At 70.9% G+C, this 15834-nt stretch carries 12 protein-coding genes and 1 pseudogene; 4 read left to right on the top strand and 9 right to left on the bottom strand.

The window, feature by feature from the left end:
• Positions 1-16 precede the first annotated feature (16 nt).
• From ABH928_RS20555 to ABH928_RS20535, 5 genes and pseudogenes are all read right to left on the bottom strand, one after another.
• Positions 17-859 carry a putative RNA methyltransferase gene (locus ABH928_RS20555; RefSeq protein ID WP_370068678.1) on the bottom strand — a complete coding sequence of 281 codons (843 nt, stop codon included), beginning with the start codon at positions 857-859 and terminating at the stop codon, positions 17-19.
• Between the two features lie 193 nt (positions 860-1052).
• A pseudogene (locus ABH928_RS20550) lies at positions 1053-1415 on the bottom strand (fic family toxin-antitoxin system, toxin component); the annotation flags it as partial.
• Positions 1412-1648 (bottom strand): toxin-antitoxin system HicB family antitoxin, encoded by a 237-nt coding sequence (locus ABH928_RS20545; protein ID WP_370068508.1) that lies wholly within the window; start codon positions 1646-1648, stop codon positions 1412-1414. The pseudogene ABH928_RS20550 and the gene ABH928_RS20545, both read right to left, overlap by 4 nt.
• A gap of 144 nt (positions 1649-1792) precedes the next feature.
• On the bottom strand, positions 1793-3196 hold the full coding sequence (locus ABH928_RS20540) for a class I SAM-dependent RNA methyltransferase (RefSeq protein ID WP_370068506.1): 1404 nt from the start codon (positions 3194-3196) through the stop codon (positions 1793-1795).
• Positions 3193-5286, bottom strand: coding sequence for an APC family permease (locus ABH928_RS20535; protein WP_370068504.1), 2094 nt, complete (start codon positions 5284-5286; stop codon positions 3193-3195). Before ABH928_RS20535 ends, ABH928_RS20540 begins: the two co-directional genes overlap by 4 nt.
• Before the next feature lie 251 nt (positions 5287-5537).
• Here ABH928_RS20535 and ABH928_RS20530 point away from each other — a divergent pair, with 251 nt between their 5' ends.
• Positions 5538-6200: a TrkA family potassium uptake protein gene (locus ABH928_RS20530; RefSeq protein ID WP_370068502.1), complete on the top strand. Its 663-nt coding sequence runs from the start codon at positions 5538-5540 to the stop codon at positions 6198-6200.
• Positions 6200-6865, top strand: coding sequence for a TrkA family potassium uptake protein (locus ABH928_RS20525; protein WP_370068500.1), 666 nt, complete (start codon positions 6200-6202; stop codon positions 6863-6865). Before ABH928_RS20530 ends, ABH928_RS20525 begins: the two co-directional genes overlap by 1 nt.
• A gap of 375 nt (positions 6866-7240) precedes the next feature.
• Here ABH928_RS20525 and ABH928_RS20520 read toward each other — a convergent pair whose 3' ends face one another.
• The 4 genes from ABH928_RS20520 to ABH928_RS20505 all read right to left on the bottom strand — a co-directional run bounded on the left by ABH928_RS20520 (position 7241) and on the right by ABH928_RS20505 (position 11815).
• Positions 7241-7966, bottom strand: a complete 726-nt coding sequence (locus ABH928_RS20520; protein ID WP_370068498.1) for a DUF3159 domain-containing protein — start codon at positions 7964-7966, stop codon at positions 7241-7243.
• Positions 7967-7970: 4 nt separating this feature from the next.
• Positions 7971-8369 carry an OB-fold nucleic acid binding domain-containing protein gene (locus ABH928_RS20515; RefSeq protein ID WP_370068496.1) on the bottom strand — a complete coding sequence of 133 codons (399 nt, stop codon included), beginning with the start codon at positions 8367-8369 and terminating at the stop codon, positions 7971-7973.
• A 75-nt stretch (positions 8370-8444) separates the two neighbouring features.
• On the bottom strand, positions 8445-9128 hold the full coding sequence (locus ABH928_RS20510; RefSeq protein WP_370068494.1) for a response regulator: 684 nt from the start codon (positions 9126-9128) through the stop codon (positions 8445-8447).
• Positions 9125-11815, bottom strand: coding sequence for an ATP-binding protein (locus ABH928_RS20505; protein WP_370068492.1), 2691 nt, complete (start codon positions 11813-11815; stop codon positions 9125-9127). The genes ABH928_RS20510 and ABH928_RS20505 overlap by 4 nt, the downstream gene beginning before the upstream one ends.
• A gap of 335 nt (positions 11816-12150) precedes the next feature.
• On the opposite strand from ABH928_RS20505, the gene nagB reads away from it, so the two are divergent.
• Together nagB and valS are read left to right on the top strand one after the other, a co-directional pair.
• On the top strand, positions 12151-12936 hold the full coding sequence (gene nagB, locus ABH928_RS20500; RefSeq protein WP_370068490.1) for a glucosamine-6-phosphate deaminase: 786 nt from the start codon (positions 12151-12153) through the stop codon (positions 12934-12936).
• Positions 12937-13033: 97 nt separating this feature from the next.
• Complete coding sequence (gene valS / locus ABH928_RS20495; protein ID WP_370068488.1) at positions 13034-15655, top strand: valine--tRNA ligase; 2622 nt, start codon at positions 13034-13036, stop codon at positions 15653-15655.
• Positions 15656-15834: the final 179 nt, after the last annotated feature.

The raw sequence follows: 15834 nt of genomic DNA, 5'->3' as shown, positions 1-15834 counted from the left end.
GGGTGCGACGCCCAGATCACCCGGACAGGCGAACGAAACGGCTGAGCGTCACCGACGCGGTGACCTCGACCGGGTCCGGCAGTGCGGCGATGCGTGCCGCCAGCGCGTCCGGATCGGTGTGCCAGGCGCTCGGGCCCATGCCCACCACGGTGGCGACCTCGGCGTGGGAGAGCCGGACGCCGAACGTCAACTCCCGTGCACCCGCCGGGGAGAGATGCGGCACCAGCGTGCGCGCCAGCCGCTCGTCCTTGCGCTCGTCGACCCCAAGTAGACCCAACTCGCCCACCAGCTCCCGCAGATGCTTCGACGTCGGCGAGACGACCAACAGTTCGCCGCCGGGCCGCAGCACCCGCCGGATCTCCTCGCCCCGGCGCGGGGCGAAGACGTTGAGCATCACGTCGGCGACCCCGTCCCGCAACGGGAGCGGCTTCCAGGCGTCGCAGACCACGGCCGCCGCGCGCGGATGCGCCTTGGCTGCGCGGCGCAGCGCGAACTTGGAGATGTCGAGGGCGAGTCCGGTCGCTCCGGGCACCGCGTCGAGGGCGGCGGCCAGGTAGTGACCGGTGCCCGCACCCAGGTCGACGACGCGTCCGGCCTCGGCCTCGCGGACCGACTCGGCGAGGGCGGTCGCGATGGGCGCGTAGTGGCCCGCACCCAGGAAGTCGACGCGGGCGGCGACCATCGCGGTGGTGTCGCCGGTGCCGGTGTGGGCGCCGCCGGGCAGCAGGTTGGCGTAGCCCTGCTTGGCGACGTCGAAGCTGTGGCGGGCCGGGCAACGCAGGGCGCCGCCGTCCTGAGCGAGCGTCAGTTCCTCGGCGCAGACGGGACAGCGCAGCCACGCGGCGACCCGCTGCAGCACGGGGTTCACAGAGGTGGTGGGCATGGGTGGTTCGGCTCGCTCAGTCCCCGGCCCCGCCGTCGGCGCTGCCGTGCTCGTCGTCGTCCCGGCCGCCCTCATCGCCGAGGTCGTCCCGGTCGTCCTGGTCGTCTTCGTCTTCGTCGTCCCCGCCCTCGGCTCCGATCGACTCCGACTCGGGGGCCTGGTCGACGACCCAGCCCGCAAGCCGCTCGGCGGTGCCGGCGACGCCGAGGCGGCCGTCGCGCAGCGCGCGGGCCAGGGAGCGCATCTCGCGCGTGGTGGTGGCCACCGTCGCGCCACCCGCCACCAGGTAGGCGAAGGCCACGGCGGTGGCGAAGAGTTCGTTGTTGCGCTCCAGCGCGGGCACCCGGATCAGCTGGTGCATCAGCGCGGCAGCGCGGTCCTCGGGCTCGGGGTAGACGAGGACGTCGAAGATCTCCGCCTGATGCCGGGTCACCGCTGCGACCAACGCGCCGTAGTCGGTGACCCGGGGGTCGCCAGGGGTGTACTGCTCGGCGACCATGAGCAGCCAGGACAGATCGATCTCGATGTTCAACGGCGCGTCCCCGCGCCCTCTCGCTCGCCACCGAACTCGGCGAGGAAGACGGACTCGTACTCCTTCATGAACTGTGCGGCAGCGTCCACGAAAGCGCGTCCGGTCTCGCCCATGTCCTGTTGGACCAGCTTCTCGATGTACTGGTTCATGCTGATCCCTTCCTGTTCCGCGCGGGCCCGGGCGACCTCCGCCGTGGCGACGTCGACCCGGACGTTCAGCTGCTTTTTACTCATAGCTCGAAGCTAGCGCGATTCCGCTAGCACAGGAAGGGGTATCAACATGGTCATTTTCGGACAGCTCCCCGGCGCTTCACCCGAACCTCTGGCGACGTTCCGCAAGCGGTCACTTCCGGACAGTTCCGAGCAGCTGTGGAGAACTCATTCCCCGCCGACGGGCTCCAGAATCGCCACGCACTCGAAGTGGTGCGTCATCGGGAAGAGGTCGAACGCCCGCAGCCCGGCCACGCGGTAGCCGGCGTCGGCGAAGAACTTCAGGTCGCGGCTGAGCGCCGCCGGGTCGCAGGCGACATAGGCGATGCGGCGGGCACCGAGACCGGCCAGGTGGGCGACGGTCTCGCGGCCCGCGCCGGCGCGCGGGGGGTCGAGGACGATCAGGTCGGTCTCGGTGATGCCGGTGCGCGGCAGCAGCTTCTCGACCTTGTCGCACTCGATCCGGACGCGCTTCTCGCCCACCAGGTCGGCGAGGTTGTGGCGGGCGTCGGCGACGGCCTGCTTGCTCGACTCGATGCCCAGCACCGCGCCGTCCTCCCCGAGCCGCTCCGCCAGCGCACCCGCGAAGAGGCCGACGCCGCAGTAGAGGTCCAGCGCGTTTTCGCCCTCGCGCGGCTGCAGGCCGTCAAGGATCGCGTCGACCAGGGTCTGCGCGGCAGCCGGGTGGATCTGCCAGAAGCCGCCGTCGCTGACCCGCCAGGTGCGCTCCGCCGCGCGCTCGCGGACGAAGTTGCGCCCGTGGACGCGGTGCACGCCGCCGTGGTCGTCGATCCGCTGCACCGAGACCGGCCGGTCCAGCTCGACGATCGGCAGCCGTCCGCCCGCGACGGGCGTCAGGATGACCGCGCGGTCGGAGGAGCCGGTCGCCGCCACGGCCTCGACGGTGTCGATCTGCGGCCACTCGCGCTTCTCGATGCCCAGCTCCTGCACGCCCGGTGCGGCGATCAGGCAGCGCTCGACGGGAACCACCTCGTGCGAGCGGTGGCGCCGCAGACCGGCCCGGCCGGTCTCCTGGTCCACGGCGTACTGGACCCGGGTACGCCACGCGGGCACCTCGCCCGCCGGGAGCTTGTCCCCCGGCGCGGGCTCGACGCTGCCGTCCCAGCCCGCCTGCTCCGGCGTCAGACCGGCCAGCTTGGCCAGCTGTTCGGTCAGCACGGAGGCCTTGAGCTTGCGCTGCGCACCCGGGGTGGCGTGCTGCCAGTCGCAGCCGCCGCACAGGCCGGGGCCCGCGTACGGGCAGGGCGGGGTGACCCGCTCCTTGGCCGGCTCCAGCACCTCGACCGCGTCCGCGCGGAGGAAGCGCGAGGCCTCCGTCCCGTCCGTCACCAGGGCGACCACCCGCTCGCCCGGCAGCGCGTGCCGGACGAAGAGCACCCGGCCCTCGTGCCGGGCCACGCAGTGGCCGCCGTGGGCGACCGGGCCCACCTCGACCTCGTAGCGCTCGCCGACGAGCGACGGCGACTCCGGTGCGCCGGAAGGGCGTGCGGCGGGACGCGCGCCGGAGTTGGTGGAGGCGGAACGGGAGCGGGTGGTGCGGCGGGATGTCACGCCTGGTCGTCCTTAGCGGCTGCGGGTGCGGGCACGGGTGCGGGTCCGGTCGTCGCGGAGGCGGCGGCCATGGGCCGTTCCTCGCGGCGTCCGACATCGCCGCGCCGGACCTGTCCCGGCGCGATCCACGGGCGCGGCTTGCGGCGGCGCTCGGAGGACTCCAGCTGCCAGGGTACCGAGGTCACCATCACCCCGGGCTTGAAGAGCAGGCGACCCTTGAGTCGCAGCGCGCTCTGGTTGTGCAGCAGGTGCTCGTACCAGTGGCCGACGACGTACTCCGGGATGTAGACCGTCACCACGTCGCGCGGGTTGTTACTGCGCAGCTGGCGCACGTGCTCCACCACCGGGCCGGTGATCTCCCGGTACGGCGAGTGCAGCACCTTGAGCGGGACGTCGATGCCGCGGCGGTCCCACTCCTCCTGCAGCGCCTTGGTGTCGACCGGGTCGACGTCCACGGTGACCGCCTCGAGACGGGCCGTGCCGCGCGAGGAGAGCTGGGCGTACGCCAGCGCCCGCAGGGTCGGCTTGTGCAGCTTCGAGACCAGCACCACGCTGTGGATCTGGGCCGGCAGCGCCTCCTCCTCGTCCGCCGCGTCGTCCAGCGCGAGCTCTGTGGAGACCCGGCTGTAGTGGCGGTTGATCGCCTTCATCAGCACGAAGAAGACCACCATCAGCAGGCAGGACATCCAGGCGCCGGACATGAACTTCGTGGAGAGCACGACCACCAGCACGCAGGCGGTGCAGGCGAGGCCGATCGTGTTGATGACCCGGCTGCGCATCATCCGGCGGCGCTCCGCCGGGTCGGTCTCGGTCTTCAGCAGCCTGGTCCAGTGCCGGATCATGCCGGTCTGGCTCATGTTGAAGGAGACGAAGACGCCGATGATGTAGAGCTGGATCAGCCGGTTCGGGTCCGCGCCGTAGCCGATGATGAAGACGATCGCCACGCCCGCCAGCAGAATGATGCCGTTGGAGAAGGCCAGCCGGTCACCGCGGGTGTGCAACTGCCGCGGCAGGTAGCGGTCCTGGGCGAGGATCGAGCCGAGCACCGGGAAGCCGTTGAAGGCGGTGTTGGCGGCCAGCACCAGGATCAGGCCGGTGACGGCGGCGATGAAGTAGAAGCCGGGCGTGAAGTTGGAGAAGATCGCCTGCGAGATCTGCGCGATCGCGGTCTTCTGCTGGTAGCCCGCCGGGGCGCCGATCAGCTGGGCCGGGTTCTCGGCCATCTTCAGGCCGGTGAGGTTGCCCATCCAGATGATGCCGATCAGCATCGTCACCGCGACCACGGCCATCATCAGCAGCGTGGTCGCCGCGTTGCGGCTCTTCGGCTTGCGGAAGGCAGGCACGCCGTTGCTGATCGCCTCGACACCGGTCAGCGCGGCGCAGCCGGAGGAGAAGGTCTTGAGCAGCAGCAGGACCAGCGCGATGCCGGTCGGATCGATGTGCCCGGCCTCGGGCACCAGGTGGAACCCGGCGCTGGCCGCCTGCATGTGCTGACCGAAGAAGAAGTCGCGCACCGCCGCCCAGATCATCAGCAGGAAGATCCCGCCCATGAACCCGTAGGTGGGGACGGCGAAGGCCGTGCCGGACTCACGGACGCCGCGCAGGTTCATGCCCATCAGCACGAGCACCAGGACCACCGAGATGAGCACCTCGTGGCCGTGCAGCGCGGGCACCGCGGAGACGATGTTGGCCACGCCCGAGGTGGTCGACACCGCCACCGTCAGCACGTAGTCGACCAGCAGTGCGGAGGCGACGGTCAGACCGGCGTTGCCGCCCAGGTTGACCGTGGCGACCTCGTAGTCGCCGCCGCCGCTCGGGTAGGCGTGCACGTTCTGCCGGTAGGAGGCGACGACCACGAGCATCACCAACGCGACCACCGCGCCGATCCACCACGAGAAGTGGATCGTGGCGATGCCCGCCACCGACAGCGTCAGGAAGATCTGCTCGGGGGCGTAGGCGACCGAGGAGAGCGCGTCGGAGGCGAAGACGGGCAAGGCGATCCGCTTGGGCAGCAGCGTCTCGCCGAGCTTGTCGCTCTGCAGCGCTCGCCCGATAAGGATCCGTTTCGGGAGGTCAGTGAGTTTTGACACGAGGAGGATCGTAGAGGGTCTCCCAGGTTCGCAGGCAGGGAGCCCGGGAAATAACCCGGTTCGTAGGTGCCGCAGGCTCTCCACCTGCGGTGACGGGCAGCGGACGATCGCCGGGGATTCTGTGCGGTGGTTGTGCCGACTGCATACAAAATCGCCTTGGGGGTGCCACCCTGGTGACAAGAGGGCGTTAAGAGACTGTCACTATCGAGCACGAGACACCGAGACACCGACACCGAACCGGAAGGACGGTCGTGCACATCGTCATCATGGGATGCGGTCGCGTGGGTTCCTCCCTCGCGCGCGCCCTGGAGAAGCAGGGTCACTCGGTCGCCGTGGTCGACCAGGACCCCACGGCGTTCCGCCGTCTCGGTTCGGACTTCGCCGGCAAGCGGGTGACCGGGGTCGGCTTCGACCAGGACACCCTGCGCGAGGCGGGGATCGAGCAGGCCGGCGCGTTCGCCGCGGTCAGCAGCGGTGACAACTCCAACATCATCGCGGCGCGCGTGGCCCGGGAGAACTTCGGCGTCGAGAACGTCGCGGCCCGGATCTACGACCCGCGCCGCGCCGAGGTCTACGAGCGCCTGGGCATCCCGACGGTGGCCACCGTCCGCTGGACGGCCGACCAGATGCTGCGCCGCCTTCTCCCGTCCGGCGTCGAGCCGCACTGGCAGGACCCCAGCGGCGCGGTCGAGTTGGCCGAGGTCCCGGTGGCGACGGCCTGGATCGGCCACCGCATCGTCAGGCTGGAGCAGGCCGCGCCCGTCCGCGTCGCCTTCGTCACCCGGCTCGGCCAGGGCCAACTGCCCACCCCGGACATGGTCCTGCAGGAGGGCGACCTGGTGCACATGATGATGCGCACCAACGACCTGGACGCCGTCGAGGCGATCTTCGCCAAGGGCCCGGAGGAGCACTGATGCGGGTAGCAATCGCCGGAGCGGGCGCGGTCGGCCGCTCCATCGCCGGAGAGCTCCTGGAGAACGGCCACGAGGTGCTCCTCGTGGACAAGAACCCGAAGTCCATTTCGGTCGAGCGGGTGCCCCAGGCCGAGTGGCTGCTCGCCGACGCCTGCGAGATCACCTCACTGGACGAGGCGGCGCTGCAGCGCTGCAACGTGGTGATCGCAGCGACGGGTGACGACAAGGTCAACCTGGTGGTCTCGCTGCTGGCGAAGACCGAGTACGGCGTCCCTCGGGTCGTCGCCCGGGTCAACAACCCGAAGAACGAGTGGCTCTTCAACGAGGCCTGGGGCGTGGACGTCGCCGTCTCCACGCCGCGGCTGATGTCGGCGCTGGTCGAGGAGGCCGTCAGCGTCGGCGACCTGGTCCGCCTGATGCGTTTCAGCCAGGGCGACGCGAACCTCGTCGAGCTGACGCTCGCCTCGGACGCGCCGCACGTCGGCACCCAGGTCAAGGCGATCGCCTGGCCGGACGACACGGCGCTGGTCACCATCATCCGCGAGGGCCGCGTGCTGGTCCCGTCGGGCAGCGACACCCTCGAGGGCGGCGACGAACTGCTGTTCGTCGCAACGGCGGAGAGGGAAGCGGACCTGGAGGCACTGCTCTCGCCGTCGGCGAGCTGAGCGTTCGCACGCCGCGGAAGCGGTCGCGGGTCTTCGGACTTGCGGCCGCTTCCCCGTTTTGTGAGAGGGACAGTTGCGCTGTTCAGGGGCGCGGGGCTCTGCTGATGTGCGGCTCCGCCGCGTGGGCGCGACAAGCGAGCCTGCGCTGCCGCAGGTAGTTGCAACGCTCAGGGGCCCGGGGAACTGCACGACAATCCCCCAGCCTTCGGCCAGGGGGACCCCCATCCCACGAAGGTAGAGCCCCGAACACGCAGGGCCATCCGCATGGGGGCACCTCCCGGCCGAAGGCTGGGGGACAGTGGTTACTCGCGCGCGCAGTTGATCGAGCAGAGCCCCGCGCCCCCGGAGATGCTGCAACTTCCCTGCGTGCCCTGACTAACTCTCGACTGCCTGCTCGGACTCGGCGTCCTCGGTTTCGACGTTCACCTTGATCGGCGCCGGGGCCTTCGACAGGATCAACCACGACAGGTAGATCGCGACCAACCACGGCGGGACGCCCAGTCCGATCTTCGCGACGCCCAGCCACGTCACCTGCCCCGCCCAGTACAGCGGGAAGAGGATCGCCGCCCGCAGGGCGAACAGTGCGACCCAGACCCAGGTCGCCTTCGTGTACGCGGACAGGCGGCCGGGGTTCTGCGTCCGCCAGGTCATGTTCTCGCCGAGGACCGGGCCCAGCATGACGCCGAGCAGCGGCCACTTCACGAGCGCCGAGATCGCGTACGCGACCAGCAGGACCAGCCCGTAGATCATCGACGGCAGGTAGAAGTCCTGCGGCTTGCCGGACTGCATCGCGATGAACGCGCCGATGCCGACGCCCAGCACGCCACCGAAGGCGTGCTTCAGCGTCTCCCGCCGCGCGACGCGTACCACCGCGAGCAGGACGGTGACGCCGACCGCGGACCAGGACGAGATCGCGACGTTCTGGGTGATCGTGTAGAGGACGACGAAGACCAGGCCGGGCACGGTCATGTCGATCATGCCGCGGACGCCGCCGAAGGCGTCGATCAGCGAGGTGTCGACGGGCTGCTTGGAACGGTCCCCGGCGTCCGTGGGGTTCGTGGCAGCCGGGCTCGCGTCGGCGAGAGGGGCGCGGTGGCTCACGCGATCACTCCTGTCCCGTCGGGCGGAGTTCGTAGCGCGGGTTGAAGAGCACCCGGCGCCCGCGCGCGTGACTGATCCGGCCGCGAGCGACCACCTTGCGGCCGGGCTCGATTCCCACGATCGAGCGACGGCCGAGCCAGACCACGTCCAGTGCGTCGCTGCCGTCGAACAGCTCGGCCTCCAGCGCGGGGACGCCGGCGCGCGGACGCAGGGTGACCGCCCGGAGCGTGCCGGTGACCGTGACCTCCTGACGGTCGCCGCAGGCCGCGATGGGTGTGGCACCCGTTTCCTCGGCGTCGTGGCGCAGCTGCTCCGCGTTCAGCTCCTCGTTGGAGGTGCCGAGCTTGCTGAACATGCGCCTCAGCCGGCCCTGCGGCCGTGCGCTGGAGATCTCACTGCTCATGCCCGAAGGGTACAGGCCGCGCCCCCGCCGGGAGGCGTCCTCGCGCAGTCCGAGCGGCCTCCCGAACACGCGTACTCACGGCTCGAAGCGGTAACCCATACCCGGTTCGGTGACGAAGTGCCGCGGGTGGCCCGGGTCGACCTCCAGCTTGCGGCGCAGCTGGGCCATGTAGACCCGCAGGTAGTTGCTCTCGGTGCCGTACGCCGGCCCCCAGACCTCCTGGAGCAGCTGCTTCTGGCTCACGAGTCGGCCGCTGTTGCGGACCAGCACCTCCAGCAGGTGCCACTCGGTCGGGGTGAGCCGGATGTCCTTGCCGTCGCGGCTGACCCGCTTGGCCGCCAGGTCCACGGTGAAGCTCTCGGTGCCGATGACGGCGCTCTCGCTCTCCGGACCGGCCGGCGCACCGCGCCGGACCGCCGCGCGGAGCCGGGCCAGCAGCTCGTCCATGCCGAAGGGCTTGGTCACGTAGTCGTCCGCGCCCGCGTCCAGGGCCTGGACCTTCTCGTCCGAGGTCTGCCGGGCGGAGAGGACGATGATCGGCACCTTGGTCCAGCCGCGCAGGCCGCGGATCACCTCGCTGCCGTCCATGTCGGGCAGGCCGAGGTCGAGCAGCACCGCGTCGGGGTGACGGGCCGCGGCCAGCTCCAGCGCGGTGGCGCCGTCGTGGGCGGCGTCCACCTCGTAGTGGCGGGCCTTGAGATTGATCACCAGGGCGCGGACGATCTGCGGTTCGTCGTCGACGACCAGGACCCGGATCATGAACGCTGCTGCCTTTCGGTCTGCTGCTCCAGCGGCAGCGGCTCTGCGGACACGGCCTCGACCGCGATCCGGGGACCGGTCTCGAGATCGGTCTCGGAACCGGCCTCGGAACTGACCTCGGGATCGGTCCCGGTCGCGCCGTCGGACGCCTCGCTGCTCTCGTGCGCGACCTGCGCACACGGAAGAGTGAACACCATGGTGAGACCGCCACCGGGCGTGTCCTCCGCCGTCAGGGTGCCGCCGGTGGCCTCGACGAATCCGCGGGCGACGGCGAGCCCCAGGCCGACGCCCGCGCCGCGCGGGGCGTCGCCGTAGCGCTGGAAGGGCTCGAAGACCTTCTCCTTGGCCTCGTCCGGGATACCGGGACCGTGGTCGGCGACGCGGACCTCCACGCGGCCGTGCAACACGCTGGCCGAGACACCGACCTGGCAGGGAACACCGTTGACCTGCTTGCGGCTACCCGCGTTGTACTTCACCGCGTTCTCGATCACGTTGCCGAGCGCACGTTCGAGCAGCCCCGGGTCGGCCGAGACCATCGGCAGCTCCTCAGGGATGTCGGTGCGCACCGCGTCCTCGGGGACGCCGAGCAGGGCGAGGGGCACGACCTCGTCGAGATCGGTCTCGCGAACGATCGGAACGACCGTTCCGGTCTGCAGCCTGCTCATATCGAGCAGATTACCGATCAAATGATCGAGTCGATCAGCGCCCGCCTCGATACCCGCCAGCAGTTCGGCCTCGTCGTCCGGCGTCCAGGCCACGTCCTCGGCGCGCAGCGAGCTGACCGAGGCCTTGATCCCGGCCAGCGGGGTGCGCAGGTCGTGGGAGACGGCGGCGAGCAGTGCGGTGCGGATGCGGTTGCCCTCGGCCATCCGGCGGGCCTCGGCGGCCTCCGTCTCCAGTCGGCGCTTCTCCAGCAGCACCGCGGCCTGGGCGGCAAAGGCGACCAGCACACGACGGTCGGCGGCGGGCAGCACCCGGCCGCTCAACGCCAGCGCCAGCCGGTCGCCGACGGGCACGTCGACGTCGGCGTCCTCGGGCCGGGAGACGGGGTCGGGACCGACTGCCCCGGCGAGGCGCCACGTCGAGAAGTCGTCGGGTCGCTCCAGCAGGGCGACCGACTCCATCTGGAAGGTCTCCTGCACCCGCTCCAGCAGCGCCGGAAGACCGTTCCGGCCGCTCAGCACGCTGCCGGCCAGGAAGCTCAGCGTCTCCGCCTCGGCCCGGCTGCGCGCCGCCTCGGCGGTCCTGCGTGCGGCCAGGTCGACCACGTAGGCAACCGACAGCGCCACCCCGAAGAAGACGCCCACGGCGATCACGTTGGCGATCGATCCGATCGTGAGCGTGTGCAGGGGTGGGGTGAAGTACCAGTTGATCAGCAGTGAGCCGACGACCGCCGAGGCCAGCGCCGGGAACAGCCCGCCGAGCAGCGCCGCGCCGACCGTCAGGCCCAGGTAGAGCAGCATCTCGGTGTGGGTGGTGCTGCTGCTCGGCAGCAGTACCAGCACCCAGGTCAGCAGCAACGGGCCGGCCACGCCGACCAGCCAGCCGGCCACCGTGCGGGGCAGGCCGAGGCTGGCGATCCGCCGGATCGGGCGGAGCCGGCCACGCGCCACGTGCTCGTGCGTGACGATGTGGACGTCGATGTCCCCGGCCTCGCGGGCGACGGTCGCGCCGACGCCGGGGCCGAAGATCCACTGCCAGGGCTTGCGGCGGCTGCTGCCCAGCACGATCTGGGTGGCGTTGACGCCTCGGGCGAACTCCAGCAGCGCCTCGGCCGCGTTGTCGCCGAGCACGTGGTGGAAGCTGCCGCCGAGGTCCTCGACCAGGCCGCGCTGGACGGTCAGCTCCTTGGGCGAGGCGCTGGTCAGGCCGTCGCTCTTGGCCACGTAGACGGCCAGGATCTCGCTGCCGGAGCCCTTGGCCGCGATCCGCGCCGCACGCCGGATCAGGGTGCGGCCCTCGGGACCGCCGGTCAGACCGACCACGATCCGCTCGCGCGCCTGCCAGGTGGAGGCGATGTGGTTCTCGGCCCGGTACCGCTGCAGGTACTCGTCGACCCGGTCGGCGACCCAGAGCAGCGCCAGCTCGCGCAGCGCGGTCAGGTTGCCGGGACGGAAGTAGTGCGCCAGCGCCGCGTCGATCTTCTCGGGCGCGTAGACGTTGCCGTGCGCCAGTCGGCGGCGGAGCGCCTCAGGGGCCATGTCGACCAGCTCGATCTGGTCGGCCCGACGCACCACCTCGTCCGGCACGGTCTCCTGCTGGCGCACCCCGGTGATGCCCTCGACGGCGTCGCCCAGCGACTCCAGGTGCTGGATGTTCAGGTTGGAGATGACGTCGATGCCCGCGTCGAGCAGCTCGTCGATGTCCTGCCAGCGCTTGGCGTTGCGGGAGCCCGGCACGTTGGTGTGGGCGAGCTCGTCGACCAGCGCCACGGCGGGGCGCCGGCGCAGCACCGCGTCGACGTCCATCTCGGTGAACTCGGCGCCGCGGTGGGTCATCGCCTTCCGCGGCACCACCTCGAGGCCCTCGATCTGGGCGGCGGTGTGGGCGCGGCCATGCGTCTCCACGAAGGCCGCCACCGCGTCGGTGCCACGCTCGGCCCGGCGCTTGCCCTCGTTGAGCATGGCGTACGTCTTGCCCACCCCGGGGGCTGCCCCGAGGTAGATGCGCAGCCTGCCACGTCCCATAACGTCCATTCTCCTTGCCGACTCCCTGAGCCGAACAGCGAGGGTACGGCAGACCGTCGCCCGAGTGGACCAGTCGTGCATGACACCGGCGGCGTGGTCGGGGGTCCGCTGTTAGGAAGGACGGGCAGGACAGGAGCCGGAGATGGCCTGGCCGAGGGGGCGCGCGGGAGGCCTCACTGCTGCTAGATTGGTCTATACCACATAGTGCGTACGCGCCTCGTGCATGCCCCGTACGAGCCGTACACGGCCCCAGCACAGCACCGTGCGCGCCCCGTGGAGCCCTTCTCCTCGTCCCAGCTTCGTCCAGCTTCGTCCAGATCGGTAGGTAGGCCAGCGTGGAAGTTGTGATCGTTCCTGACGCCGCGGCGGGCGGCGAGCTCATCGCCACGGCGATCGCCGATCTGCTGACCCGGAGGCCGGACGCACTGCTCGGCGTGGCCACCGGATCGACCCCGCTGCCGATCTACCAGGCGCTCGCCACCAAGGTGCGCTCCGGCGCGGTCGACGCCTCCCGGGCCCGGATCTGCCAGCTCGACGAGTACGTGGGCCTCCCGCCCGGTCACCCCGAGTCCTACCGCTCCGTGGTGCTGCGCGAGGTCGTGGGGCCGCTCGGGCTCTCCGAGTCCTCGTTCATGGGCCCGGACGGTTCCGCCGCCGACATCACCGCCGCCTGTGCGGACTACGACCGGGCGCTGGCCGCCGCGGGCGGGGTCGACCTGCAGTTGCTCGGCATCGGCACCGACGGCCACATCGGCTTCAACGAGCCCTGCTCGTCACTCGCCTCACGCACCCGGATCAAGACGCTCACCGAGCAGACCCGGATCGACAACGCGCGCTTCTTCGACGACGACATCGACCAGGTGCCGCACCACGTGATCACCCAGGGCATCGGCACCATCCTGGACGCACGCCACCTGGTGCTGCTGGCGACCGGCGCGGGCAAGGCCGAAGCGGTCGCCGCGACGGTCGAGGGCCCGGTCGCCGCCCTGGTCCCGGCCTCGGCGCTGCAACTGCACCCGCACGCCACCGTGGTCGTCGACGAGGCCGCCGCCGCGGGGCTCAAGCTGGCCGACTACTTCCGCGCCACCTACGCGGCCAAGCCGCACTGGCAGGGGCTGTAGCGCGGCACCAGGTCGTAAGGCGAGCTCGCTTCGGCGCGGGGCGCGGACACCCGGAAATTGCCGGGCGTCCGCGCCCGTGTCGGCGTTATGGTGCGTCATGGAACAGAACCCGCCGGCCCGCAGGGCCGCCGCCGTCCCCGAGAAGCCCTCCCTCGACGGGCTCGAAGAGAGCTGGTCGCGCCGGTGGGACGAGTCCGGGGTATTCGCCTTCGACCGGACCAGGCCCAGGGCCGAGGTCTTCTCCATCGACACGCCGCCGCCCACGGTCAGCGGCTCACTTCACGTCGGCCACGTCTTCTCGTACACGCACACCGACACCGTCGCCCGCTACCAGCGGATGCGCGGCCGGGCCGTCTTCTACCCGATGGGATGGGACGACAACGGCCTGCCCACCGAGCGCCGGGTCCAGAACTACTTCGGCGTCCGCTGCGAACCGTCCCTCCCCTACGACGCGGACTTCACCCCGCCTGAGCATCCGGGCCGGGAGCAACTGCCGATCTCGCGCCGGAACTTCATCGAGCTCTGCGACCGGCTCACCGAGCGGGACGAGCAGGCCTTCGAGGAGCTCTGGCGTCGGCTCGGCCTCTCCGTCGACTGGTCGATGACCTATCGAACGATCGACACCCGTGCGCGTTCGATCTCGCAGCGAGCGTTTCTTCGGAACCTGGCCCGGGGCGAGGCGTATCTGGCCGAGGCCCCGACGCTCTGGGACGTCACCTTCCGCACCGCAGTCGCCCAGGCCGAGTTGGAGGACAGGGAGCGCCCCGGCGCCTACCACCACCTGCTCTTCCACGCTCCGGACGACAGTGGAGTGGAGATCGCCACCACCCGCCCGGAACTGCTGCCCGCCTGCGTCGCCCTGGTCGCCCACCCCGACGACGAGCGCTACCGGGCGCTCTTCGGACGGACCGTCCGCACCCCGCTCTTCGGTGTCGAAGTCCCGGTCCTGGCACACCCGCTGGCCGATCCGGAGAAGGGCACCGGCATCGCCATGGTCTGCACCTTCGGCGACACCACCGACGTGGTCTGGTGGCGGGAGCTGCAGCTGGCCACCCGACCCGTCATCGGCTTCGACGGCCGGTTCCTGCCCGAGCCGCCGTCGGGACTGACGAGTGATCAGGCTCTGTCCGTCTACGCCACCCTGGCCGGCGCCACCGCGCACACAGCGCGGGAGCGGGTCGTCGCCGCGTTGCGCGAGAGCGGCGAACTGCTGGGCGAGCCACGGCCGGTGACGCACGCGGTCAAGTTCTACGAGAAGGGCGACCGCCCGCTGGAGATCGTCACCACCCGCCAGTGGTACCTGCGCAACGGCGGCCGGGACGAGAAGCTGCGCGCCCGGCTGCTCGCACGTGGCGACGAACTGCGCTGGAGTCCTGGATTCATGAAGACCCGTTACGAGAGCTGGGTCTCCGGCCTCAACGGAGACTGGCTGGTCAGCAGGCAGCGGTTCTTCGGCGTCCCGATCCCGGTCTGGTACGAGCTGGACGAGCACGGCGCGCCGCGCCACGACCGGCCACTTCTCCCCGACGAGTCGCGGCTGCCGGTCGACCCGAGCACGGACGTGCCGGACGGATACCGCGAGGAGCAACGCGGCGTCCCCGGCGGCTTCGTCGGCGACCCGGACGTCCTGGACACCTGGGCCACCTCCTCGTTGACCCCGCTGATCGCCGGACGCTGGAGCGCGGACGAGGACCTCTTCACCCGGGTCTTCCCGATGGACCTGCGCCCGCAGGCCCACGAGATCATCCGCACCTGGCTCTTCTCGGCGGTGGTCCGCGCCGACAGCGAGTTCGGCGAACTGCCGTTCCGTCAGGCGGCCATCTCCGGCTGGATCCTGGATCCGGACCGGAAGAAGATGTCCAAGTCGGTCGGCAATGTGGTCACCCCGCACGACTTGCTGGTCCAGCACGGCTCGGACGCGGTCCGCTACTGGGCGGCCAGCGCCCGTCCCGGCACGGACACCGCCTTCGACACCGGTCAGATGAAGATCGGCCGACGACTGGCGATCAAACTGCTCAACGCGAGCAAGTTCGTCCTCACTCTCGGCGGTGAGACAGGCCACGAAGCAACGACCACCGAAGCGATCACCGAGGCGATCGACCGGTCGATGCTGGCACAACTCGCAGAAACGGTCGCTGCGGTGACCGAAGCGTTCGAAGCCCTCGATCACGCCCGTGCGCTGGAACGGACCGAGACCTTCTTCTGGCGCTTCTGCGACGACTACCTGGAGCTGGTCAAGTCGCGCGCCTACGGCGACGAGGGCGGCGACGGTTCCGACCCGTCGGGCGCAGCCTCGGCCCGTGCCGCGCTGCGTGTCGCCCTCTCCGCACTGCAGCGCCTCTTCGCCCCGGTGCTGCCGTTCGCCACCGAGGAGGTCTGGTCCTGGTGGCAGCAGGGTTCGGTCCACGTCGCCGCCTGGCCCGACGCCGAGGAGCTGCGCGAACTGGCCGGTCCGCGCGCGCAGCCGCAGGTGCTCGACCTGGCAGCCGAGATGATCGCCGCGGTCCGCAAGGCCAAGTCCGAGGCTCAGGTCTCCATGCGCACCGAGGTCGCCGAGGCCCGGATCACCGCCCCACCCGCACTGCGTCCCCTCGCCGACCAGGCGCTCGCCGACGTCCGCGCCGCAGGGCGGATCGCCCGGATCGCGGTCGTCGACGCGGCCGAGGACGGCGGCGGTGGCGGTGGCACGTCCGAGCTCGACGTCACCGTCGTGCTCTGAGGACACCTCGGGGAAGGCCCCGGTCGGGCGCGTGGAGGGAAGAGCCGGACCGGGGCCACCAAGGGCCGTGCTGGTGCACGACGCCGCCAGGCCACTCAGCACCCGCCGCCCCCGCCCCGGCCCCAAGCGCTACGAGCGGTGGATCCGCCGCCCGCACACCCCTGGCCAGGCTCCCGTCG

It is taken from the genome of Streptacidiphilus sp. MAP5-3 (assembly GCF_041262505.1).
Lineage (GTDB): Bacteria > Actinomycetota > Actinomycetes > Streptomycetales > Streptomycetaceae > Streptacidiphilus.
The sequence above is the reverse complement of the archived record's forward strand: the minus strand, read 5'-3'. Positions and strand labels throughout refer to the sequence as shown.